General features: G+C 53.1%; 19 protein-coding genes. 8 read left to right on the top strand and 11 right to left on the bottom strand.

The features are described 5' to 3' along the window. Nucleotides 1-7: 7 nt before the first annotated feature. Nucleotides 8-1,525: a DUF3300 domain-containing protein gene (locus ACQG2Q_RS03720; RefSeq protein WP_063849762.1), complete on the bottom strand. Its 1,518-nt coding sequence runs from the start codon at nt 1,523-1,525 to the stop codon at nt 8-10. Between the two features lie 387 nt (nt 1,526-1,912). Between ACQG2Q_RS03720 and acnB the strand changes: the two genes are divergently transcribed. Together acnB and yacL are read left to right on the top strand one after the other, a co-directional pair. Next, nucleotides 1,913-4,510, top strand: coding sequence for a bifunctional aconitate hydratase 2/2-methylisocitrate dehydratase (gene acnB / locus ACQG2Q_RS03725; protein ID WP_063849763.1), 2,598 nt, complete (start codon nt 1,913-1,915; stop codon nt 4,508-4,510). Between the two features lie 183 nt (nt 4,511-4,693). Beyond that, nucleotides 4,694-5,056: a protein YacL gene (yacL, locus tag ACQG2Q_RS03730; RefSeq protein WP_022647069.1), complete on the top strand. Its 363-nt coding sequence runs from the start codon at nt 4,694-4,696 to the stop codon at nt 5,054-5,056. A gap of 31 nt (nt 5,057-5,087) precedes the next feature. Here yacL and speD read toward each other — a convergent pair whose 3' ends face one another. The 3 genes from speD to ACQG2Q_RS03745 all read right to left on the bottom strand — a co-directional run bounded on the left by speD (nt 5,088) and on the right by ACQG2Q_RS03745 (nt 7,201). After that, entirely contained in the window at nt 5,088-5,882 is a 795-nt protein-coding gene (speD, locus tag ACQG2Q_RS03735; protein WP_022647070.1) for an adenosylmethionine decarboxylase, read from the bottom strand. After that, nucleotides 5,883-6,752, bottom strand: a complete 870-nt coding sequence (gene speE, locus ACQG2Q_RS03740; protein ID WP_022647071.1) for a polyamine aminopropyltransferase — start codon at nt 6,750-6,752, stop codon at nt 5,883-5,885. A gap of 101 nt (nt 6,753-6,853) precedes the next feature. After that, the gene (locus ACQG2Q_RS03745; RefSeq protein WP_003856306.1) at nt 6,854-7,201 is read right to left on the bottom strand and encodes a YacC family pilotin-like protein; all 348 of its coding nucleotides are present in this window, start codon (nt 7,199-7,201) and stop codon (nt 6,854-6,856) included. Between the two features lie 145 nt (nt 7,202-7,346). On the opposite strand from ACQG2Q_RS03745, the gene cueO reads away from it, so the two are divergent. Then, nucleotides 7,347-8,906, top strand: a complete 1,560-nt coding sequence (gene cueO, locus ACQG2Q_RS03750; protein WP_063849764.1) for a multicopper oxidase CueO — start codon at nt 7,347-7,349, stop codon at nt 8,904-8,906. A gap of 86 nt (nt 8,907-8,992) precedes the next feature. On the opposite strand, the gene ACQG2Q_RS03755 is transcribed toward cueO, so the two are convergent. After that, nucleotides 8,993-11,383 (bottom strand): glucose/quinate/shikimate family membrane-bound PQQ-dependent dehydrogenase, encoded by a 2,391-nt coding sequence (locus ACQG2Q_RS03755; protein WP_023299340.1) that lies wholly within the window; start codon nt 11,381-11,383, stop codon nt 8,993-8,995. Between the two features lie 206 nt (nt 11,384-11,589). Here ACQG2Q_RS03755 and hpt point away from each other — a divergent pair, with 206 nt between their 5' ends. Beyond that, entirely contained in the window at nt 11,590-12,126 is a 537-nt protein-coding gene (hpt, locus tag ACQG2Q_RS03760) for a hypoxanthine phosphoribosyltransferase (RefSeq protein WP_003856303.1), read from the top strand. A 64-nt stretch (nt 12,127-12,190) separates the two neighbouring features. Here hpt and can read toward each other — a convergent pair whose 3' ends face one another. Next, complete coding sequence (gene can, locus ACQG2Q_RS03765) at nt 12,191-12,853, bottom strand: carbonate dehydratase (protein ID WP_003856301.1); 663 nt, start codon at nt 12,851-12,853, stop codon at nt 12,191-12,193. Between the two features lie 107 nt (nt 12,854-12,960). Here can and ACQG2Q_RS03770 point away from each other — a divergent pair, with 107 nt between their 5' ends. The 4 genes from ACQG2Q_RS03770 (at nt 12,961) to ACQG2Q_RS03785 (ending at nt 16,511) form a co-directional block, all read left to right on the top strand. Next, complete coding sequence (locus tag ACQG2Q_RS03770) at nt 12,961-13,887, top strand: ABC transporter ATP-binding protein (RefSeq protein WP_003856300.1); 927 nt, start codon at nt 12,961-12,963, stop codon at nt 13,885-13,887. Continuing rightward, entirely contained in the window at nt 13,884-14,654 is a 771-nt protein-coding gene (locus ACQG2Q_RS03775; protein WP_022647074.1) for an ABC transporter permease, read from the top strand. Before ACQG2Q_RS03770 ends, ACQG2Q_RS03775 begins: the two co-directional genes overlap by 4 nt. 105 nt (nt 14,655-14,759) lie before the next feature. After that, a complete protein-coding gene (locus tag ACQG2Q_RS03780) occupies nt 14,760-15,200 on the top strand; it encodes a PTS sugar transporter subunit IIA (protein ID WP_022647075.1) in 441 nt (146 codons plus the stop codon). A gap of 63 nt (nt 15,201-15,263) precedes the next feature. Continuing rightward, nucleotides 15,264-16,511, top strand: a complete 1,248-nt coding sequence (locus tag ACQG2Q_RS03785) for a polysaccharide deacetylase family protein (RefSeq protein WP_032670914.1) — start codon at nt 15,264-15,266, stop codon at nt 16,509-16,511. Nucleotides 16,512-16,514: 3 nt separating this feature from the next. Here the strand turns inward: ACQG2Q_RS03785 and ACQG2Q_RS03790 are convergent, their stop codons facing one another. Genes ACQG2Q_RS03790 through ACQG2Q_RS03810 form a run of 5 tightly spaced genes read right to left on the bottom strand, consistent with a single transcriptional unit; the run spans nt 16,515 to nt 22,030 of the window. Beyond that, nucleotides 16,515-17,600, bottom strand: coding sequence for a fimbrial protein (locus ACQG2Q_RS03790; protein ID WP_050581694.1), 1,086 nt, complete (start codon nt 17,598-17,600; stop codon nt 16,515-16,517). Between the two features lie 20 nt (nt 17,601-17,620). Beyond that, entirely contained in the window at nt 17,621-18,223 is a 603-nt protein-coding gene (locus ACQG2Q_RS03795) for a fimbrial-like protein (protein WP_063849765.1), read from the bottom strand. Between the two features lie 14 nt (nt 18,224-18,237). Continuing rightward, entirely contained in the window at nt 18,238-18,801 is a 564-nt protein-coding gene (locus ACQG2Q_RS03800; protein WP_023299346.1) for a hypothetical protein, read from the bottom strand. Between the two features lie 26 nt (nt 18,802-18,827). Continuing rightward, the gene (locus tag ACQG2Q_RS03805; protein ID WP_032625598.1) at nt 18,828-19,397 is read right to left on the bottom strand and encodes a fimbrial protein; all 570 of its coding nucleotides are present in this window, start codon (nt 19,395-19,397) and stop codon (nt 18,828-18,830) included. Between the two features lie 38 nt (nt 19,398-19,435). Then, entirely contained in the window at nt 19,436-22,030 is a 2,595-nt protein-coding gene (locus tag ACQG2Q_RS03810) for an outer membrane usher protein (RefSeq protein ID WP_096216779.1), read from the bottom strand. Nucleotides 22,031-22,054: the final 24 nt, after the last annotated feature.

A 22,054-nucleotide genomic window follows, 5' to 3' on the forward strand; every position in this document is an offset into this window, starting at 1 on the left:
GGCTCCCTTAACGATGACGGAATTCATGGCGTTCAGCGCGTTCACCAGTGAGCTGGCGCGGCTGATGTTGACGAGTAGCGAGCTGCCGGCTTTGCGCCCCGCGCTGCTGCTGGGCTTGCCAGTTGGCGGAGCGGCTGTCGTTGCCGCTCAGGGCATTGGCCCGATGCAGCCTGGCTGGCTGCTGTACCGTCTGTGAAACCCGCTTCTCCTGTCTGTGCATGTCAGTCTGATGATGTTCACGCTGCGGCGTGCTCGTCCGTTTTACGGCCTGTGGCCTGGTGTCATATCCACGATAGTTATTTCGCTGCGAGATCTGCTTCAACTGTTGCGTTGAGGCCAGACGTTGTGCGTCCCGCGTGGCTGTATGTACTGAGTGTGGGAGGGTTTTACCCGTTGATTTTTCCATCTGGCTGAGAGCGGCCTGGCGCTGGCTGTCGCGATTGACTGGATTTTGCTGCGTCGCGCTTAGCCCGGTGGCTGTATGTGTAGAGTGGAAGCGGTTAGCCAGCTGGTTATTCGGGTAAGGCACGCCTTCACGATAGGCAGGATTGTGCTGCCAGGTGTGGTTATTACCGTTCAGGTGCTGCCCGCTGATTCTGTTGAAATTATCCACGTTGATATTGATGTTGTTATCACCGTTGCGGTTATAACCGCCGTGATTGTCCCAGTCATCATCGTGATGATGGTGATCCCAGTCGTCGTCATCCCAGTCAATATTGCTGAAAATGGCGTAGGTTGTAGCGACCCCGAGGCTAAAACCTAATCCTTTAACCAGAGTGTCAGTGAATTGCTCGCCGGGTGAGGGCGGAAGATAGACCGGCGGGTAAGCGGTGTTAGGCCAGGTACCATAAACCGTATTCGGGTTATACGTGGGAACATACACCACCTGCGGATCGGCGGATTCAATCTTGATCACCGTTGGGCTGGTAGGCGTTGCGGTTGTCGTGGTTTTTGTCGATGCAGGTTTCGTGACGGTGGTGACCGTCTGCTGCGGTGTGGATTGTAGCGCACCCGTTTGTTGGGCCAGCAGGCGCAGCCGCTGTACGGAATCCATCACATCTTTCGGCTGTGCAAGGAAGGCGTCTCCCAGATTTTGTACCCATGGCGGATTTTCGCCCATCAACGACATCAGCTGAGGAAACGCAACCAGGGATTTTACGCTGGGATCCCACGGCTGGGTGGCTACCGCCTGCAGGGCGGCATCACCCTGCATTTTAGGATTGTCTTTCGACCACTGCGCGGCCTGAATAACATTTGACGGGTAGGTCGACGCCATCAAGATTTGCGACAGCAGGGCATCCGGGTAAAGCGCGACAGGGGCAACCCATTGGTCGATTTGCGCCGCAGTGTAGACCGGGGCAGCGACGGGCGCAGGCTGGGCTACCGGTGCGCCAGGTTGTTGTGTAACCGGAGCAGGCGTAGCAGGTTCCGTTGCGCGGCTTTTAACGTACATGACACCCGAGGCGGCAAACAGCCCCGCACTGCAAAGCAGAACAAGAAGATGTGGTTTAAAAGGCAACTTCATAGATTGACTCCAACGAGACGAGTGCAGTGCCGTGAGGCGTTGCTGTTGCCGCGAGTATCATTCACTCGTGTTTTACAGTTTTGACTATTGTTGGGAAACCTACCGGAGCGTCCGGATAAAGAGTGTGAGTATTTATTACACAATTATATCGGATAGCTGAAAAGGCGACGGGAAAGAGGATAAGATTCGCCTCGTCTCCCCGCTACACCATGCTTAACGATTCAGCAAATAATTTAATGTTGCTTTTTTGTAAACGGATTAACACTGTGCAGAAATCCTGCTATGCTGCCCGACGCGGTATCGGGCATTTACCCTACAAACTGCTGTCTCACAGGAGCGTGAAGAGAACGCCCGCCGCATATGACAATGAGAGCGAGGAGAACCGTCGTGCTAGAAGAATACCGTAAGCACGTAGCAGAACGTGCCGCCGAGGGAATTGTACCCAAACCTTTAGATGCAACCCAAATGGCCGCGCTCGTCGAGCTGCTGAAGAACCCGCCTGAGGGCGAAGAAGAATTCCTGTTAGATCTGCTGATCAACCGCGTACCGCCTGGCGTAGATGAAGCTGCCTACGTAAAAGCCGGATTCCTTGCTGCTATCGCCAAAGGCGAAGCCACCTCCCCACTGGTTACTCCTGAAAAAGCCATTGAACTGCTCGGCACCATGCAGGGCGGCTATAACATTCATCCGCTGATTGACGCGCTGGACAACGAAAAGCTGGCACCGATTGCTGCCAAAGCGCTCTCTTCAACGCTGCTGATGTTCGATAACTTCTACGATGTAGAAGAAAAAGCCAAAGCAGGCAACGTTTACGCGAAGCAGGTGATGCAGTCCTGGGCCGATGCCGAATGGTTCCTGAACCGTCCTGCGCTTGCTGAAAAAATTACCGTGACCGTCTTTAAGGTTACCGGTGAAACCAACACCGATGACCTCTCTCCGGCTCCGGACGCGTGGTCTCGTCCTGATATTCCCCTGCACGCTCTGGCGATGCTGAAAAACGCCCGTGAAGGCATCGAGCCGGATCAGCCGGGCGTAGTGGGCCCGATCAAACAGATCGAAGCGCTGCAACAAAAAGGTTTCCCGCTGGCCTACGTCGGTGACGTTGTGGGTACCGGTTCTTCCCGTAAATCTGCGACCAACTCCGTGCTGTGGTTCATGGGCGACGATATTCCGCACGTGCCGAACAAGCGCGGCGGCGGCCTGTGCCTCGGCGGCAAAATTGCACCGATCTTCTTCAACACCATGGAAGATGCGGGCGCTCTGCCAATTGAAGTGGACGTGAGCAACCTGAACATGGGCGACGTGATTGACGTTTACCCGTATAAAGGCGAAGTGCGCAACCACGAAACCAACGAACTGTTGGCAAGCTTCGAGCTGAAAACCGACGTGCTTATCGACGAAGTGCGTGCCGGTGGCCGTATTCCGCTGATCATTGGCCGTGGCCTGACCACCAAAGCGCGTGAAGCGCTGGGTCTGCCGCACAGTGACGTGTTCCGTCAGGCGAAAGACGTGGCGGAAAGCAATCGCGGCTTCTCGCTGGCACAGAAAATGGTCGGTCGCGCCTGCGGCGTCGCTGGTATCCGTCCTGGCGCGTACTGCGAGCCGAAAATGACCTCCGTGGGCTCTCAGGACACCACCGGTCCAATGACCCGTGATGAACTGAAAGACCTTGCGTGCCTGGGCTTCTCGTCTGACCTGGTCATGCAGTCCTTCTGCCACACTGCGGCATATCCGAAGCCGGTTGACGTCACTACGCACCACACGCTGCCTGACTTCATTATGAACCGTGGCGGTGTCTCCCTGCGTCCGGGCGACGGCGTTATCCACTCCTGGCTGAACCGCATGCTGCTGCCGGACACCGTGGGTACCGGCGGTGACTCTCATACCCGTTTCCCGATTGGTATCTCCTTCCCTGCGGGCTCCGGTCTGGTGGCGTTTGCCGCAGCGACCGGCGTGATGCCTCTCGACATGCCTGAATCCGTGCTGGTGCGCTTCAAAGGCAAAATGCAGCCGGGCATCACTCTGCGCGATCTGGTGCACGCAATCCCGCTGTATGCCATCAAACAGGGTCTGCTGACCGTTGAGAAGAAGGGCAAGAAAAACATCTTCTCTGGCCGCATTCTGGAAATTGAAGGTCTGCCGGATCTGAAAGTTGAGCAGGCGTTCGAGCTGACCGATGCCTCTGCCGAGCGTTCTGCGGCGGGCTGTACCATCAAGCTGAACAAAGAGCCGATTATTGAGTATCTGACCTCCAACATCGTGCTGCTCAAGTGGATGATTGCGGAAGGCTACGGCGACCGCCGTACGCTGGAGCGTCGTATTCAGGGCATGGAAAAATGGCTGGCGGATCCGCAGCTGCTGGAAGCTGACGCTGACGCAGAGTACGCGGCGGTGATCGACATCGATCTGGCGGATATCAAAGAGCCAATCCTGTGTGCGCCAAACGATCCGGACGATGCGCGTCTGCTCTCTGACGTACAGGGCGATAAGATCGACGAAGTGTTCATCGGCTCCTGTATGACCAACATCGGCCACTTCCGTGCTGCCGGTAAGCTGCTGGATACTCACAAAGGCCAGCTGCCGACCCGTCTGTGGGTGGCGCCGCCAACCCGTATGGATGCGGCGCAACTGACCGAAGAGGGCTACTACAGCGTGTTCGGTAAGAGCGGGGCGCGTATTGAAATTCCGGGCTGCTCCCTGTGCATGGGCAACCAGGCGCGCGTGGCCGACGGTGCGACAGTGGTCTCCACCTCCACCCGTAACTTCCCGAACCGTTTGGGTACCGGGGCGAACGTCTACCTGGCTTCTGCGGAGCTGGCAGCGGTTGCGGCGCTGATTGGCAAACTGCCAACGCCGGAAGAGTACCAGACCTTTGTGGCTCAGGTAGATAAGACGGCGGTGGATACCTATCGCTATCTGAACTTCGACCAGCTCTCTCAGTACACCGAGAAGGCTGACGGGGTGATCTTCCAGACCGCGGTATAAAAAACCAACCCCTCACCCCTAACCCCTCTCCCCAAGGGGCGAGGGGGATTTTATTCCCTCTCCCTTTGGGAGAGGGCCAGGGTGAGGGGTATTTTTTTTATTTTCATTCCTCCCACCTCTCCCGCTTTTTTTCTTCCTCTCTGCTGCGATAATTACCCTAATGGCTTTGCAGAGGAAAACGCTATGGATTACGAATTTTTGCGCGACATCACCGGCGTGGTGAAAGTGCGAATGTCGATGGGGCACGAAGCCGTTGGACACTGGTTTAACGAAGAGGTGAAAGAGAACCTCGCGCTGCTGGATGAAGTCGAACAGGCAGCGGAAACGGTGAAAGGCAGTGAACGCTCCTGGCAACGCGCCGGGCACGAATACACCCTGTGGATGGATGGCGAAGAGGTGATGGTGCGTGCCAATCAGCTTGAGTTCTCGGGTGATGAGATGGAAGAGGGGATGAGCTACTACGACGAAGAGAGCCTGTCGCTGTGCGGTGTGGAAGATTTCCTGAAAGTGGTGAACGCCTATCGCGACTTTATGAAACAGAAGTAACTCCCCGAAGCGTCCCTGCTTCGGGCCACGATTACACGGTCGGAATGTTACGGCCGTAGTAAATTTCGCGCATCTCTTTCCAGAGCAGGTCGGTAATGACCTTACGCTCTTCTTCGCTTAAATCTTCCGGCTTCGTGTGGAACATGTAGTGCTTAAGGTCGAATTCCTTAAGTAACATTTTGGTGTGGAAGATATTCTCCTGATAGACGTTCACATCCATCATGTCGTATAGCGACTTCATGTCGTCGGACATGAAGTTCTGAATGGAGTTGATCTCATGATCGATGAAGTGCTTCATGCCGTTGATATCACGGGTAAAACCGCGTACGCGATAATCAATAGTGACGATATCGGATTCCAGCTGGTGGATTAAATAATTCAACGCATTCAGCGGTGAAATCACGCCGCAGGTCGACACTTCAATATCCGCGCGGAAGGTACACAGTCCGCCTTCCGGGTGGCTTTCCGGGTAGGTGTGCACGCAGATATGGCTTTTATCCAGGTGGGCGACAACCACTTCTGGCAGTGGGCCGGGGTGCTCGGTTTTGTCGATAAGCTGCGGGTCAACCGGCTCTTCACTGACCAGAATGGTGACGCTTGCTCCCTGCGGCTCGTAATCCTGGCGCGCGATATTCAGGATGTTGGCGCCGATAATCGAGCAGGTCTCTGTCAGGATCTCGGTCAGACGGTTGGCGTTGTAGAGTTCATCGATATAGGCGATATAACCATCGCGCTCTTCTGCTGTTTTGGCGTAGCAGATATCGTAAATACAAAAACTCAGGCTTTTGGTCAGATTGTTAAAGCCATGCAGTTTAAGCTTTTTCAATTAGTTCACCTCCTTTGAGGACAGCGCGTCTTGCAGATATTGAGGCAACGCAAAGGCTGCGGTGTGGATCGCCGGGTTGTAGTATCGGCATTTGAGTCCGGCCTGGTGGAAGCGGGCCTGGATAATTTCGGTGGAGAGATGGCGCAGGACGTCGTTATCCGTCGCCCAGGCAAAGGTCATGATCCCGCCGTAGTAAGTGGGGATCGCCGCCTGGTAGAAGCTGACGTCAGCAAAATAGGTGCTCAGCTTACGGTGGCTATCAAGCGCTTCATCCTGTTGCAGGAAGCAAACGCCGTTTTGCGCCACAAAAATCCCGCCAGGCTTCAGGCAGCGCTTGCAGCCTTCGTAAAACGACGAGGTAAACAGCGACGCGCCGGGGCCGATAGGGTCGGTACAGTCAGAGATAATGACATCAAACGTTTGCGTGGTCTGGTTAACAAAATTGACGCCATCGTCGATAACCAGATTAAACCGCGGATCGTCATAGCTGCCAGCATTATGGTTGGGCAGATACTGGCGGCAGAACGACACCACACCGGCGTCGATTTCCACCATGGTGATGGTTTCGACATTCTGATGGCGAGAGACTTCACGCAGCATCGCGCCGTCGCCGCCGCCGATAATCAGCACGTCCTTCGCGTGGCCGTGGGCCAGCAGCGGGACGTGGGTCATCATTTCGTGATAGATAAACTCGTCGCGCTCGGTGGTTTGCACCACGCCGTCCAGCGCCATCACGCGGCCAAAGGCGGCGTTTTCGAAGATTATCAGATCCTGATGATCGGTTTTCTCATGATAGAGCACGTTATCCACGGCAAAATACTGACCAAACTGGTCATGCAGCGTTTCTTGCCATACCGTTTTTTCGGTCATGGGGAGCACCTCCTTCGTTAACATCCATTACATCCGGCAGATGGGCGCAACACAACACCGCCGTGAAGCGGTTAGCGGGTCAACAAGGGGCGTCGGGAAGGTTACTTCACGTAGGCGAGCAGGCTGAGTGAATCGCGAGCCAGCGCTTTGCATTTTTTAGCAGTGGGAATGCCAATACCGCTTAAATCACGGTAGCTGTCTTCACCAAGCGCCTTCATGTCGAAGCTGTCGTAGTTGCTGAGGTCCCATTGGTTCTGCTGGGCAAAAAAGACCAGTGCGCGACGAATTTGCCCATTGGGTAAATTCTGGTAACCACAATCGTTTTTCAGAAAAACAAAAACTGCCGTCAGATCGGCCATATCTTCCGCTTCGTTTTCACTTAGCGCGTAACTGTTCGCACACATCGCCATCAGGCTGGCGAACAAAATTGTTCTGAAAAACGTCTTCATTGCCTTTACCACTGCATCACGGAAAATTAACGTTAGCATACTTGATGCCAGGCCGACGATCTTTATTATTGCCGCCGTGCTTGACCTTCCGGTAAGGGGAGGGTTTATGCTCAAAAGATCGCCTGCTGGAAATAAGGAAATGCACATGCAACGTCGTGATTTTTTAAAATTTTCTGCCGCGCTGGGGGTTGCCAGCGCGTTACCGCTCTGGAGCCGCGCCGTTTTTGCCGCCGACAGACCTGCTTTACCCATACCTGAATTACTCGCCGCAGATGCCCGCAGCCGCATTCAGCTTGTGGTGCAGGCCGGTAAAACCACGTTCGGTCAGCACGCCGCCACGACGTGGGGTTATAACGGCAATTTGCTCGGCCCTGCGTTGCAGTTACGCAAAGGGAAGGCGGTGACGGTAGACATTCATAACACGCTAGCGCAAGAGACCACGCTGCACTGGCATGGGCTGGAAGTCCCGGGCGAAGTGGATGGGGGGCCTCAGGGCGTCATCAGGCCTGGTGGTAAACGCAGCGTCACCTTTACTCCTGACCAGCGTGCGGCGACCTGCTGGTTCCACTCGCATCAGCATGGCAAAACGGGCCATCAGGTGGCGATGGGGCTGGCCGGTCTGGTGCTGATTGAAGACGATGAAAGCCGCCTGCTGCGCCTGCCAAAACAGTGGGGTATCGACGATGTCCCGGTGATTGTGCAGGACAAAAAATTCAGCGCTGACGGGCAAATTGACTATCAGCTGGACGTAATGAGCGCGGCGGTAGGATGGTTTGGCGATACGCTGCTGACCAACGGCGCAATCTACCCGCAGCATGCCGCGCCAAAAGGCTGGCTGCGTTTACGCCTGCTAAATGGCTGTAACGCCCGCTCGCTGAACTTCGCCACCAGCGATAAACGCCCGCTGTATGTGGTGGCAAGCGACGGCGGCCTGCTGCCGGAACCGGTGAAGGTGAGCGAGCTGCCGATGCTGATGGGCGAGCGCTTCGAGGTGCTGGTGGATATCAGCGATGGCAAAGCGTTTGACCTGGTGACCCTGCCGGTCAGCCAGATGGGGATGGCCGTTGCGCCGTTTGATAAACCCCATCCGGTCCTGCGCATTCAGCCGCTACAAATCGCCGCTTCCGGTACGCTGCCGGACGCCCTCACCACGCTACCCGCACTCCCGACGCTGGACGGGCTTACGCAGCGTAAACTTCAGCTCTCCATGGACCCGATGCTCGACATGATGGGCATGCAGGCGCTGATGAAGAAGTACGGCAATCAGGCCATGGCGGGAATGCACCACGGCCAGATGATGGGCCATATGAATATGGACCACGGTAAAATGGGCGGCATGGATCACGGCGGCCATGGTTTCGATTTCCACGACGCCAACCGCATCAACGGCAAAGCGTTCGATATGAACACGCCCATGTTCGCCGCCACGAAAGGGCAGTTTGAACGCTGGGTGATTTCAGGCGAAGGCGACATGATGCTGCACCCGTTCCATATCCACGGCACGCAGTTCCGTATTCTCTCTGAGAACGGTAAAGCGCCGGACGCGCATCGCCGGGGCTGGAAAGATACGGTGAGGGTGGAAGGCGGTGTCAGCGAGGTGCTGGTGAAGTTCGACCACGAAGCGCCGAAAGAGTTTGCCTATATGGCTCACTGCCATCTGCTGGAGCATGAAGATACGGGGATGATGCTGGGCTTTACCGTATAAAAAAAGCCGGGTGGCGGCTTCGCCTTACCCGGCCTACATAGGACACCCGAAAGCCCGGTATGCGTTAGCGCCACCGGGCTTTTTCATTACTTAGCGTCGTCAGGCAGTGCATACGCGACAATATAGTCGCCCATCTTCGTGCCAAACGAACCGTGACCACCTGCGGAGATGACAACGTACTGCTTGCCATTCACTTCATAGGTCATCGGCGTAGCCTGTCCACCGGCTGGCAGACGGCCTTGCCACAGTTTTTCACCGTTGGTCATGTTGTACGCGCGCAGGTAGTTATCTGCGGTTGCCGCGATGAACAGCACGTTACCGGCGGTGGAGATTGGGCCACCCAGCATTGGCATACCCATATTGAACGGCACTGGAACAGGCATCGGGAACGGCATGCTGTCCTGTGGCGTACCAATACGTTTCTTCCAGACGATCTTGTTGGTCTTCAGATCCAGACCGGAGATGTAACCCCAGGCAGGCTGTTTACACGGCAGACCGAACGGAGAAAGGAACGGATTCAGGGTCACACCATAAGGAACGCCATACTGCGGCTGGATACCGGCTTCGGTACCGCTGCCTTTCGCATCTTTCGGCTGCTCCATTGGGTTACCCGGACCACGAGGGATCAGACGGGAAACGAACGGCAGCGCCATTGGGTTAGCGATGGCGACCTGACGGTTAGGGTCAACGGAGATCCCACCCCACTCGAACATCCCCAGGTTACCCGGGAAGACCAGCGTGCCCTGCTCTGACGGCGGCGTGAAGATGCCTTCATAGCGCAGCTGGTGGAACATCACGCGGCATACCAGCTGGTCAAACATCGTGGCACCCCACATGTCTGCACCGCTGAGGTCTTTCTCCGGACGGAAACTCAGATCAGAGAACGGCTGCGTTTTGGTGACGTAGTCGCCTTTGGCCGCACCCTGCGGAACCGGTTTTTCCGGCGCAGGAACAACCAGCTTACCGTTGCTGCGATCCAGCACGAAGATGTTGCCGGTTTTGGCCGGGGCGTAAATCACCGGAACGGTTTTACCGTTAACGGTAATGTCCGCCAGCGTCGGCTGGGACGGCATATCCATATCCCACAGATCGTGGTGAACGGTCTGGTAGCTCCATGCCAGTTTACCGGTCGTTGCGTTCAGCGCCACGATGGAGCTGGCGTAACGTTCCTGCTCCGGCGTACGGTTACCACCCCAGATATCCGGCGTGGTCACGCCCATCGGCAGGTAAACCAGGTCCAGCTTCGCGTCATACGCTGCCGGTGCCCAGGAGTTCGGTGAGTTAAAGGTAAAGGTGTGTTCATCCGATGGGATCGCGTTGGGATCTTTCGCGCCCGGGTCGAAGGCCCACAGCAGTTTACCGGTGTTCACGTCGAAACCACGGATAACGCCGGAGGTTTCGCGGGTAGAGAAGTTATCCGTTACCGAACCGGCAATCACGATGGTTTTATCGGTAATGATTGGCGGGGAGGTCGGCTCATACAGACCCGGCGTAGTGTCCGGCATGTTGGTCTGAAGATTCAGAATGCCTTTGTTAGCGAAGGTTTCGCACAGCTTACCGGTCTCAGCGTTGATGGCAAACAGGCGGCCATCGTTCACCGGCAGCATAATGCGGCGAGGACAGTCGGCAATGACTTCCGGGCTGGCATTATCAGCGCGCGCTTCGTGGTAAGAGACGCCGCGGCAGGTGATGTGCTGGAACGACGGGTTGGAGTTCAGCTGTGGATCAAAGTGCCATTTCTCTTTACCGGTGGCCGCGTCGAGCGCGAACAGACGCTGGTGCGCCGTACACAGGTAGAGCATGTTGCCCACTTTAATCGGGGTCACTTCATTGGTCAGCTCACCCGGATCGTTCGGCATTTTCAGGTCGCCGGTACGGAATACCCAGGCTTCCTTCAGGTTTTTCACGTTGTCCGCGTTGATCTGCTTCAGCGGGGAGTAACGTTGACCTTCCTGATTACGACCATAGGCTGGCCAGTCGCCGTCAGCCACCTGCGAAATAGCCGCAGCCGGTGTGGATTCAGTGTTCAGCGTACCGTGGATCTCCTGCGGGTCGTTGAATCCGGCCCAGGTCAGGATGCCGCCACTAATCAGCAGGGCAACGACCAGACCGGCTACAGCACCACTGGAAGGGACGATCAGACGACGCCAGACAAACGGCAGGATCAGCCAGATACCGAAGAAGACCAGAATGTCGCTGCGCGGCGTCAACGCCCAGAAGTCGAACCCGACCTCCCAGACGCCCCAGATCATGGTTGCGAGCAGTAACGCTGCGTACAGCCACAGAGCAGATTGTTTTCTGCGTAAAAGCAGGACGGTTACGCCAACCATAACCAGACCCGCAATCGGGTAGTACCAGGAGCCGCCAATCGCGACCAGCCATACGCCACCGATTAACAAATACAGCGCGCAGAATGCGGCAAACGCGGCTGTTAATGTCACCAGTAGACGCGGCTGTTTAGTTTTTGTTTCAGCCATAGAAAAGTACTCGTCAGTTTTGTTAATTATTTGCTAGCAATTAATTATAGGTATTAACAACTGTGATCGGAATCACAAATATTGCTTTTTATAACTCATACGCCAGGGCAATCCATTTACTGGTATAATGGCTGGCTTGCGTATCGATGCCGGAGCGAGAGTCATCCGCATTGAGAGATTTTCACTAAAATCATTTGGTTAGTAATATGAAACATACTGTTGAAGTGATGATCCCGGAAGCCGAGATCAAAGCGCGTATCGCCGAACTGGGTCGTCAAATCACCGAACATTACAAGGACAGCGGCAGCGAAATGGTGCTGGTCGGTCTGTTGCGTGGTTCTTTCATGTTCATGGCAGACCTGTGCCGTGAAGTGCAGGTGCCGCACGAGGTCGATTTTATGACCGCCTCCAGTTACGGCAGCGGCATGTCCACAACCCGTGATGTGAAAATCCTGAAAGATCTGGATGAAGATATTCGTGGCAAAGATGTGTTGATTGTTGAGGACATCATCGACTCCGGTAACACGCTCTCTAAAGTGCGTGAGATCCTGAGCCTGCGTGAACCAAAATCACTGGCGATTTGTACCCTGCTGGATAAGCCTGAGCGCCGTGAAGTGCAGGTGCCGGTGGAGTTCGTTGGTTTCTCCATCCCGGACGAATTCGTGGTGGGTTACGGCATTGATTACGCGCAGCGTTATCGCCATCTGCCGTATGTTGGGAAAGTAGTGATTCTGGACGAATAATTGCGGGCTGTTGCCCTCACCCCAGCCCTCTCCCACAGGGAGAGGGTGAAAACCCCCGGCTTTGTTATTTATGGTTCACATGCTTAAGCTTGAGGTTGGCAATTCCCGAGCGGTAACGCTGTTCCAGCGTTTCGCGGTTGGTGGCGGTCACTTCCAGATTGCGCAGCAGACCGTCGTGAATACCGTACGCCCAGCCGTGGATGGAGACCTTCTGCCCGCGTTTCCAGGCAGACTGCATAATCGTCGAGTGGCCCAGGTTATAGACCTGCTCCATTACGTTCAGCTCACACAGGGTGTCGAGACGGCGCTCCTGCGGCATTTCGCCCAGCAGTGAGCTATGTTTGAACCAGATATCACGAATGTGCAGCAGCCAGTTATCGATTAACCCCAGCTCTGTGTTTTCGACCGCCGCCTGCACGCCGCCGCAGCCGTAGTGGCCACAAATAATGATGTGCTCAACCTCAAGAACGTCAACGGCGTACTGCACAACCGAAAGGCAGTTGAGATCGGTATGAATAACCAGGTTAGCCACATTGCGGTGAACAAACAGTTCGCCAGGTTCAAGACCCGTCAGACGTTCGGCGGGGACACGGCTGTCAGAACATCCAATCCAGAGAAAGCGCGGGTTCTGCGCTTGCGCGAGTTTTCCAAAAAATCCGGGGTCTTCCTCCACCAGCATTTTTGACCATAGTGCATTGTTGCTGATGAGTGTATCTATGTCGTTCATGGAGGTTAGCGACCTGTAACCAAGTGATTGCGTTGCGCTACTATAGGGTAACCCGACTTTTAATGAAACCACACAACGTGTGTCAGAACTTAAGGTAAGTTGAATTCATGGCGATTGCACTGGAGCTTGAACAGCTCAAAAAAACCTACCCGGGGGGCGTTCAGGCGCTGCGCGGGATAGATCTTAAAGTCGAAGCGGGAGATTTCTACGCGCTTCTGGGACCGAACGGGGCGGGGAAATCCACCACCATCGGGATCATCAGCTCGCTGGTCAACAAAACCTCCGGCCGCGTCAGCGTGTTTGGCTACGATCTGCAAAAAGATGTGGTCAACGCCAAGCGTCAGCTGGGGCTGGTGCCGCAGGAGTTCAACTTCAACCCGTTTGAGACGGTACAGCAGATTGTTGTTAACCAGGCGGGTTATTATGGCGTTGAGCGCAAAGAGGCGCTTGAGCGCAGCGAAAAGTATCTGAAACAGCTCGACCTGTGGGAGAAGCGTAACGAACGCGCGCGGATGTTGTCCGGGGGGATGAAGCGCCGCCTGATGATTGCCCGCGCGCTGATGCACGAGCCAAAGCTGCTTATCCTTGATGAGCCGACTGCTGGCGTGGATATTGAACTGCGTCGTTCCATGTGGGGCTTCCTGAAAGATCTGAACGATAAAGGCACCACCATCATTCTGACCACGCACTACCTGGAAGAGGCGGAAATGCTGTGCCGCAATATCGGCATTATTCAGCACGGTGAGCTGGTGGAAAACACCTCGATGAAGAATCTGCTCTCCAAGCTCAAATCAGAGACCTTTATCCTCGATCTGGCGGCGAAAAGCGCGCTGCCGAAACTGGAGGGCTACAACTATCGCCTGGTCGATACCTCGACGCTGGAGGTAGAAGTGCTGCGCGAGCAGGGTATCAACAGCGTGTTCTCACAGTTGAGTGCGCAGGGCATTCAGGTATTAAGCATGCGTAACAAAGCAAACCGACTGGAAGAGCTGTTTGTCTCTCTGGTGCACGACAAACAAGGAGACAAGGCATGACGCATCTTTACTGGGTCGCGCTGAAAAGCATCTGGGCAAAAGAGATTAACCGCTTTATGCGTATCTGGGTGCAAACCCTGGTGCCGCCGGTGATCACCATGACGCTCTACTTCATCATTTTCGGTAACCTGATTGGCTCCCGCATTGGTGAGATGCACGGTTTTACCTATATGCAGTTTATCGTGCCGGGCCTGATCATGATGGCGGTGATCACCAACGCTTACGCGAACGTAGCGTCGTCGTTCTTTAGCGCCAAGTTCCAGCGCAACATTGAAGAGCTGCTGGTGGCCCCGGTGCCAACGCATGTGATCATCGCCGGTTACGTGGGCGGCGGCGTAGCGCGCGGGCTGTGCGTGGGGATTCTGGTGACGGCGATTTCGTTGTTCTTCGTCCCGTTCCAGGTGCATTCGTGGCTGTTCGTGGCGCTCACATTATTGCTGACGGCGATCCTGTTCTCCCTCGCCGGGCTGCTGAACGCGGTGTTTGCTAAAACGTTTGATGACATCAGCCTGATCCCGACCTTCGTGCTGACGCCGCTGACCTATCTGGGCGGGGTGTTTTACTCCCTGACGCTGTTGCCGCCGTTCTGGCAGGCGCTGTCGCACCTGAACCCGATTGTCTACATGATCAGCGGCTTCCGCTTTGGCTTCCTCGGCATTGCCGATGTCCCGCTGTTCACCACCGTTGTGGTGCTGGTGGTGTTTATCGTGGCATTCTATCTGCTGTGCTGGTATCTGATCCAGCGCGGACGCGGGCTGCGTAGCTAACCTTCTGCCCGGCGACGTTCTGTTTGCCGGGCACTTTCTTTGACAGTTATCACCGTAAACTAACCTTCACCTGGATAAACTACTCGCCTGCTAAGGAGAGACGTTATGCTGGGATGGGTGATCACCTGCCACGATGAAGAGGCACAGGAAATGCTGCTTAAGCTGGAGGCCCGATTTGGCCCCCTGGCGCAATGTCGTGCGGTAAATTACTGGCGAGGGCTGAGCACCAATATGCTCAGCCGGATGATGTGTGACGCGCTGCATGAAACCGACACCGGCGATGGCGTGATTTTTCTCACTGACAGATCCGGCGCGGCGCCATACCGTGCGGCTGCCCTAATGAGCCATAAGCACGATAACTGTGAAGTAATCTCCGGTATCAGCCTGCCTTTACTCGAAGCGATGTATCCGCTGCGCGCAACGTTGAGCAGCGCTGAGTTTCGTCACGCCATTGTGGCGCAGGGCTCGCCGGGCGTGAGCAGCTTGTGGCACCAGCAGCAGAAGAACCCGCCTTTTGTTCTGCTTCACGATCTGTATAAGCATTAAACATTGGTATTGATGCCGCTTTTGTTACAATGGCGGCTGATTTTCTGTGTCGATTTATATTCCATGCTCAAGCGCGTTATCTTTATCCTTCTGCTCGTGGTTTCCGGTGGTGCGTCTGCCAGCCTGACCAGCCAGCAAGGCCTTCCTGCTCAGTATATGCAAACCACCGAAGATGCGGCCATCTGGGCGCAGGTGGGAAATGCCGTTGTGAATGTGGGGAATGTCCGCGCCGGGCAGATCCTCGCTGTCTTTCCGGCCGCGGCGGATTACTATGAATTTCGTTTCGGATTCGGTACGGGGTTTATTGATAAAGACCACCTTGAAAAAGTTCAGGGCAAACAACGCGTTGAGGATAGCCTGGGTGACTTGAACAAGCCGCTCAGTAATCAAAACCTCATTACCTGGAAAGACACGCCGGTTTATAACGCCCCCAGCAGCGGAAGCGCGCCCTTTGGCACCTTAAGCGCTAATCTTCGCTATCCGATTCTGAATAAGCTGAAAGACCGCCTGAACCAGACCTGGTTCCAGATCCGTATCGGTAATCGTCTGGCATGGGTAAGCAGCCTGGATGCGCAGGAAGATAACGGGCTACCGGTTCTGACCTACCATCATATTTTGCGTGATGAAGAGAACACCCGTTTTCGACATACCTCCACGACGACCAGCGTACGTGCGTTTAATAATCAGATGGCCTGGTTACGCGATCAGGGCTACACCACGCTGACGATGTACCAGCTTGAAGGGTACGTGCGTAACAAGATGAACCTGCCCGCGAAAGCGGTGGTGATCACCTTTGATGATGGCCTCAAATCGGTGAGCCGCTATGCGTATCCGGTGCTGAAAGAATATGGCTTCAACGCGACGGCGTTTATAATTTCATCCCGAATCAAAGGCCATCCGCAGAAGTGGGATCCAAAATCGCTACAGTTTATGAGCGTTCAGGAAATCAAGGGCATCCAGGATGTGTTCGACATTCAGTCTCACACTCATTTCCTGCATCGCGTGGATGGCTATAAACACCCCATCCTGTTGAGCCGTAGCTATCACGTGATCCTGTTTGATTTTGAACGCTCACGTCGTGCACTGGCTCAGTTCAACCCGCGCGTATTGTATGTGTCGTATCCATTTGGCGGCTATGACAATAAAGCGATAAAGGCAGCGAATGACGCTGGTTTTCATCTGGCAGTGACGACGATGAAAGGGAAGGTGAAGCCGGGGGATAATCCGTTCCTGTTGAAGCGTTTGTATATCTTAAGAACGGATTCACTGGAGACGATGTCGCGGCTGATCAGTAATCAGCCGCAGGGATAGCGGTTAGTCGTATGAAAGGGTGAATACGCCGGTGGCTTTAAACGACCCCGGTTTCACTGTGTTTCCGTTTGCTACCAGTTGAGCAACATAATTAATTTGCTTGGATTCAGGGGTTTGGTAATCCGTTATGACATAGGATGAGTCAGGATTGTTCGGCAGAAGTTGAGAGGTTCCGTTATACATGATTTTCACGCCTGCGCCCTCAGCTCCGGACGTAAGCGTATTACCAAGAAGATCATTGTTTTTTCCGGTTAGCTTTGAGGTGGTGAGTTTGGTTGTGATATTTGCCACACCGGTACAATTGCTTAAGCTAATGGAAAAAGGGATATCCTTAACCCGATTGTTTTTAATGTCTGAAACATAATATTCTCCCAGGTTAACATTATTAGTACCATCCGATAGCATGGCCATGTCGCAGGTTGGAAGAACGATCGGGATCTGGAATGAGTCCTCGTTGACCATAAATGTCCATGGTTGGTTGTCACTATCATCTGGATTACCAATAGCCATTTTACCCAGAGTGCCGGGTTTGGGTCTGATTGAGGTTTCTTTGTTCGGGTTGCCTCTGTAACCTTCATCAATATAAATTTGAACTGAGGTGTTTATCCATTTTTCATCCCACGGGTCAGATTTTCCGGAGGAGGCAACGGTAGTCCAGCCAGTAGTATTCATAGCGAAGTAACCACCCATGCCTCCAGTGCTTTCTGCGGTGTGCACCCTTACGGAATAATAAATCCCCGGAATATTTGTTTCAAACATAGCCCTGCCATAACTACTCCCCATTAGCAAGGTCGGGTTTGTTTGTGACACGAGGTTAAAACCATCGTCCCCCGGACCACATTTGGCCTGAATGCCTGGTGTCAGGTTAACGTTAAAAAGAGTACTGGCGTAGTTACCCGGAGGGGGAAGACGTACGGTGCCACCTGAGTAGTCAGAATTGATTAGCGTGGTTGTGCCGCCTTTTCCATTATTCATTTGGCACTCCCCTGCCCAGCAGGAGTGGCTGAGGGTAAATAACGCGCTCGCCATGGCAAACGTCATTGTGCCTTTCACGTTGAAACCCTGTCTTATAAAGTTGAACATTCTCATCCTTTTTCCTGTTCTGATTATTATTCGTAAGTGACGTCAACCAATACTTTACTGGTAACGACACCACCAGCCACTACGCCAATATTTTGATATCGGGCATAGAACTGATAATCCGTTAAAAATGCAGTATCCTGACCGCTTACGTCAAAAGTGATTTTTGACGTGCCGTCGTTGTTTAAAACATTCTTTTTATATTTTTCAGAGAAAACGACGACGCCGACATTTTTTGCCGCGCCTGCGGCGGTATCATCACTTTTGAAAACCTGATTTTGTCCTGGCCAGAAACCCGACTGCGGCGAAAAGCTAAAACTCAGCTTTTTAGCCGTACCGCTGTCTCCATAGCAATCATCTACATGGATCTTAAAAGGCGTACCGCCTGCATCATCGGTTGCAGTAAAACGATCGCTACCATCCGAGTTATAAAACCAACTGCGCATCGCATTGGGGAGATAAATTTCGCCGTCATTTTCCACGGTCAACTTACAGGTGCTATTAACAATGTTAGCGGTAATATTTACGTCTAATCCTGAGCTTGCCTGGCTTACGCCAGGCAAAATGCCACCAGCCAAGCCCATAAGCAACACAAGACCGGGCTGGTATAAAATAAACGGTGATTGTTGCATACTGGTTCCTGGTATTATGGATAAGCGATAGTAAACGTGACTGGCGCAGTAACCGCCCCCGCGCCTACATCAGCAATGGTTTGGCCTTGCCCGATAACGATACGGGAATTCATCGGGAATTCACCGGTACCATCAGTAATGGTGACATCCTTAGCAGCCGGAGGCGTGTTACAGCTCATAAGCTCGCCAGTATCGACAACACCCGACCAGATCTCAAAGCCCGTTGCTAAGCCGCCAGAGTAAGAATCACCCGTCTTGTTGACGCCACTGCATTCACCACCAGCGCCTTTCGCAGCGGACACCGTTGCCTTGGTTACTCCAGAACAGTTGGTGAAACTAATCTTGAGCGGCTCGACACGGGTTTTGTTCACCAGATCGGATTTGTATACGTCGCCGAACGCAATTTCAGTGGAGGCTGTGCCTGCATCGTTAAGTACTTTTGCGGTACATGTGCCTGATACAATTTTTGATTTAATCGTTAATTCGACACTAGGGGTGCCTGTAATTGCTGCGCTTGCCATTCCCGAGAACAGAAGAGCAGAAACGGACAGGGCGATAAAAGTAGAATTGAATTTCATAATGTTGCTCCGTTTTCCTGCACTAATCACTCGTAGCTAAATTCAAAGGTCGCCACGGCCTGAAAATCACCAATGGTCATGCTGTTTTCTTTTGTTTCACGTAAGGTGGCCACCAGAGCAACTTCCTTATTCTGGATTTCTGTCGGACTCCAGACCAGGCGCTCTGAATCCAGGGTTGAGTTAATGATAAAAGGAGTATTTGGTGCATCGGCTCTGGCGATTTCAGCCGCAGAGTAATCAGCGCCACCGTTAGTTTTTGCAATCTGGTTAACAAGGCCGCTAGCTAAATAACCTGATTTGGTTCCTTTTACGGTTGTTTTTAACGAGGTCAGCGACGCCGGGCATTCAACGAGCACAATTTTGAAATTGGCATTTGCCGTTCCGGCTTTGACATCATCTAAACGTACCTGACCGTTATTACCGATAGTCAGCGTTTGCTGCGTATCTGAACCCGTACCGCCGACCAGTTTCATATCGCAGGTGGTTTCGCGGATATTGGCAGTGAAGTTAACATTGAGATCGGCTGCCGCAGCAGAACCTGACATCGCTAACATTGCTAATGCGATTAATGAATAACCGCAATGATTTTTCTTCATATTATTTCCCATGGGTGTGATTCCCTGTTTTAACATCATTACATTTGGCACTGTTGATTACTCAGAATCGTGGTTAAGCCTGCTTTCTTCGCATTTTCAGGAATCTGATAATGCACCGTGCAAGAGCTGGATCCATCGCTTCCCCATACCACCCGGAGAGCGCCTTTGTCTTCCACACCGCGTACATAAGCTTGTCCTGCCTGGCCTACCGTTCCGATAGATTCGTTTTTCTCATTCAGAACGTCTGCACCTAACGGAATAAAGCCGTTATCAGAACGTTGTAATTCCAGAACAAGCGAACGACCTTCATCCGTTTCAAAATTCACTAATACAACGGAGCCATTGCGAGGTACGGCAACTGCGCTGGTATTTTTGATTTCAACGTCTGCTTCGAGAGTGCTGATATCGAGCGATACTCGGTTTTCTCTGTAGGCTGACATATACGGCATAATCCCGTACCCGGAGCTGTTAATGCGGCTTTGGCCGTAACCCAGCCGAGCACCCGTTGCGCCACTTGCTTTTACCAGCGCAAGTGAATCCGTTTCGCCGATACTGCCGGATGTAAATACAACGCCACCCGAGTGAACAACCATTCCGCCGTTATAACTCGCGGAATACTGTTTACTATTGTCATCGCCAAAGGACGCTGAGACACCGAGCGGCCCGTAAGGACTGTTCCATGAGCTATAGCCACTGACCTGGTTCAGGTTGCCGTAGTTGCCCCCGCTTGATGAGGCGCTAACGGAATAGCTCACTTCACTGTTTTTGGAGTTGCCGCTTGCCGTAGAGTTAAAACTGGTACCGCCTTTTAAATCAGTGCGCAGGCTCATGTTGACGTTATTAAATCCGCCTGACTGCGCGCTATCTTTATTGAATATGCTGAATGGAATACTGACGTTTAAATAAACGCTGTCATCCTTTTCCCCTGTTTCGTTGTACGTGCGTTGCACAGAAACGCTATAGCTACCGTAAGCAAAACTATTGTTGTAACCCACGCTGTAGTCGGAGGTGGAGCTAGAGTCATTCCAGTAATCCTGCCAGGTACCGCTAATATAGAGTGAGCCGTATTCATCACCGTTAACATTCAATGGCTGGTTCAGGCTGACCTGTATCTGGTTTTTGGTACGCTGATAATCAGCATAAAGCTCGGCATTGCTGTCATAAGATCGATTGCCATATTCCTCGTGATGAATACTGTCCTGCAATGAGGCGGCATCGTTAAGGCTGAGATAATCTTCTGTAGAGAAGCGATAAGCTGCCACGTTAAGAGATGTGTTAGTAGCTTCAAGCATTTTGCTGTAGGTCAGCCGATAACTTTGCCCTTTAAGCGTGTCCAGCCCGTCGATATCGGCATAGGACCCGGTAACATCTAATGCGAATGCACCAATACGGGTATTCATAGCCAGACCAAGCAGGCCGGCGTAGAAATCCATATCCGTATATTGCGCACCCACGTAACCGGTAAAGGTATTATTCAGACCATACGCGTAAGTTGCGTAGCCAACGTTTGGCTTATCGTGCAATGAATCATCATTCAGCTCACCTAAACCCACATCCCAGCGGCTGGAGCCTGGGCGGAGCATTTGTGTAACTGAGGAGAACGGAACGGTAAACGTCCGTTTACTTCCATCGGCTTCCTCTACAGTGACAATCAAATCATTGCCATAGCCTGTTGTACTGAGGTCATTGATCTCGAAAGCACCGGGTGGAACGGTGGTTTCATAAATTTTATTGCCGCTTTGCGTTACGCTAACTTTGGCGTTACTGTTTGCCACACCACGAATTACTGGCGCGTAGCCAGAGGTGCCTTCCGGGAGCATGCGGTCATCGTTATACATACGCGCACCACGCAGGCTCACCGAGTCAAAGACATCACCGCGTGTGTAGGAATCACCCATTACCATCTGTGCGTTAAGTGGTGTGATGTCTCGCTGGAGGTAGATATCCTGGCTGGAATAATGTGTGCCATTATCGCTGTCCCAGTTCAGACTGCCGCGAGAACGTAAACGCCACGGCCCCACGTTCAGGCCATAATGCAAGCCCGCATAAGCGGTATCTGAATTGGTGCCGTTTGACTCGCTGTGCCAGGTATTAAGATCGTATGAGAGTAATCCGGCCGGAACACCATTATCCCATAATGAAGGATCGACATACCCTGCTGGAAGTTTAAGCACGTAGATTTGCGGGAAATTAAGATCCATTTCCTGCTTGCTACTATCAAAATTTTCAGAAGCACCGGGATAATATTTTTTGATATCTACGCAAGACGTTTCGTCGTTTTTAACATCATCGCCTAATATGCTGGTATCAACGCCTGCCTGTGTCAGCGTGAATTTAGTCAGACATGCTGAGGCACGTGGCGTTTTGTTATCAATGAATGTCATCTCGACCGTGGATTTTGAATTGCCATTCAAATTCACTTTTACACGGTAAGTACCTGGCAGAACTGGGTTGCCATAAGCATAACGATCGACATTGATACCTCCACCATTATCGATAAGGAACTGGTCATTAAATTCAATGGCCGATTCTGTTTCGGATGAGGTGTCTACAGCTTTTTTTTCAGTCTCGCTGGCATGCAGAGGAAATGCTGCACAGATTGCGAGACATAAAATTGATCGTTGAAATAGCATGCTTCATCCAGACAAGTCGTCGTA

Source organism: Enterobacter cloacae complex sp. 370H10 (genome assembly GCF_050031535.1).
In the GTDB taxonomy this organism is placed as follows: Bacteria; Pseudomonadota; Gammaproteobacteria; order Enterobacterales; family Enterobacteriaceae; genus Enterobacter; species Enterobacter intestinihominis.

Bases quoted from the DNA above. Each gene is read 5' to 3' on its own strand.
- ACQG2Q_RS03780 (WP_022647075.1), top strand. From the start codon at position 14,760: ATGCTGGGATGGGTGATCACCTGCCACGATGAAGAGGCACAGGAAATG.
- ACQG2Q_RS03800 (WP_023299346.1), bottom strand. From the start codon at position 18,801: ATGAAATTCAATTCTACTTTTATCGCCCTGTCCGTTTCTGCTCTTCTG.
- ACQG2Q_RS03770 (WP_003856300.1), top strand. From the start codon at position 12,961: ATGGCGATTGCACTGGAGCTTGAACAGCTCAAAAAAACCTACCCGGGG.
- speE (WP_022647071.1), bottom strand. From the start codon at position 6,752: ATGACCGAAAAAACGGTATGGCAAGAAACGCTGCATGACCAGTTTGGT.
- ACQG2Q_RS03745 (WP_003856306.1), bottom strand. From the start codon at position 7,201: ATGAAGACGTTTTTCAGAACAATTTTGTTCGCCAGCCTGATGGCGATG.
- ACQG2Q_RS03810 (WP_096216779.1), bottom strand. From the start codon at position 22,030: ATGCTATTTCAACGATCAATTTTATGTCTCGCAATCTGTGCAGCATTT.
- yacL (WP_022647069.1), top strand. From the start codon at position 4,694: ATGGATTACGAATTTTTGCGCGACATCACCGGCGTGGTGAAAGTGCGA.
- ACQG2Q_RS03805 (WP_032625598.1), bottom strand. From the start codon at position 19,397: ATGAAGAAAAATCATTGCGGTTATTCATTAATCGCATTAGCAATGTTA.
- ACQG2Q_RS03755 (WP_023299340.1), bottom strand. From the start codon at position 11,383: ATGGCTGAAACAAAAACTAAACAGCCGCGTCTACTGGTGACATTAACA.
- ACQG2Q_RS03720 (WP_063849762.1), bottom strand. From the start codon at position 1,525: ATGAAGTTGCCTTTTAAACCACATCTTCTTGTTCTGCTTTGCAGTGCG.
- cueO (WP_063849764.1), top strand. From the start codon at position 7,347: ATGCAACGTCGTGATTTTTTAAAATTTTCTGCCGCGCTGGGGGTTGCC.
- ACQG2Q_RS03790 (WP_050581694.1), bottom strand. From the start codon at position 17,600: ATGAGAATGTTCAACTTTATAAGACAGGGTTTCAACGTGAAAGGCACA.
- hpt (WP_003856303.1), top strand. From the start codon at position 11,590: ATGAAACATACTGTTGAAGTGATGATCCCGGAAGCCGAGATCAAAGCG.
- ACQG2Q_RS03775 (WP_022647074.1), top strand. From the start codon at position 13,884: ATGACGCATCTTTACTGGGTCGCGCTGAAAAGCATCTGGGCAAAAGAG.
- ACQG2Q_RS03795 (WP_063849765.1), bottom strand. From the start codon at position 18,223: ATGCAACAATCACCGTTTATTTTATACCAGCCCGGTCTTGTGTTGCTT.
- can (WP_003856301.1), bottom strand. From the start codon at position 12,853: ATGAACGACATAGATACACTCATCAGCAACAATGCACTATGGTCAAAA.
- ACQG2Q_RS03785 (WP_032670914.1), top strand. From the start codon at position 15,264: ATGCTCAAGCGCGTTATCTTTATCCTTCTGCTCGTGGTTTCCGGTGGT.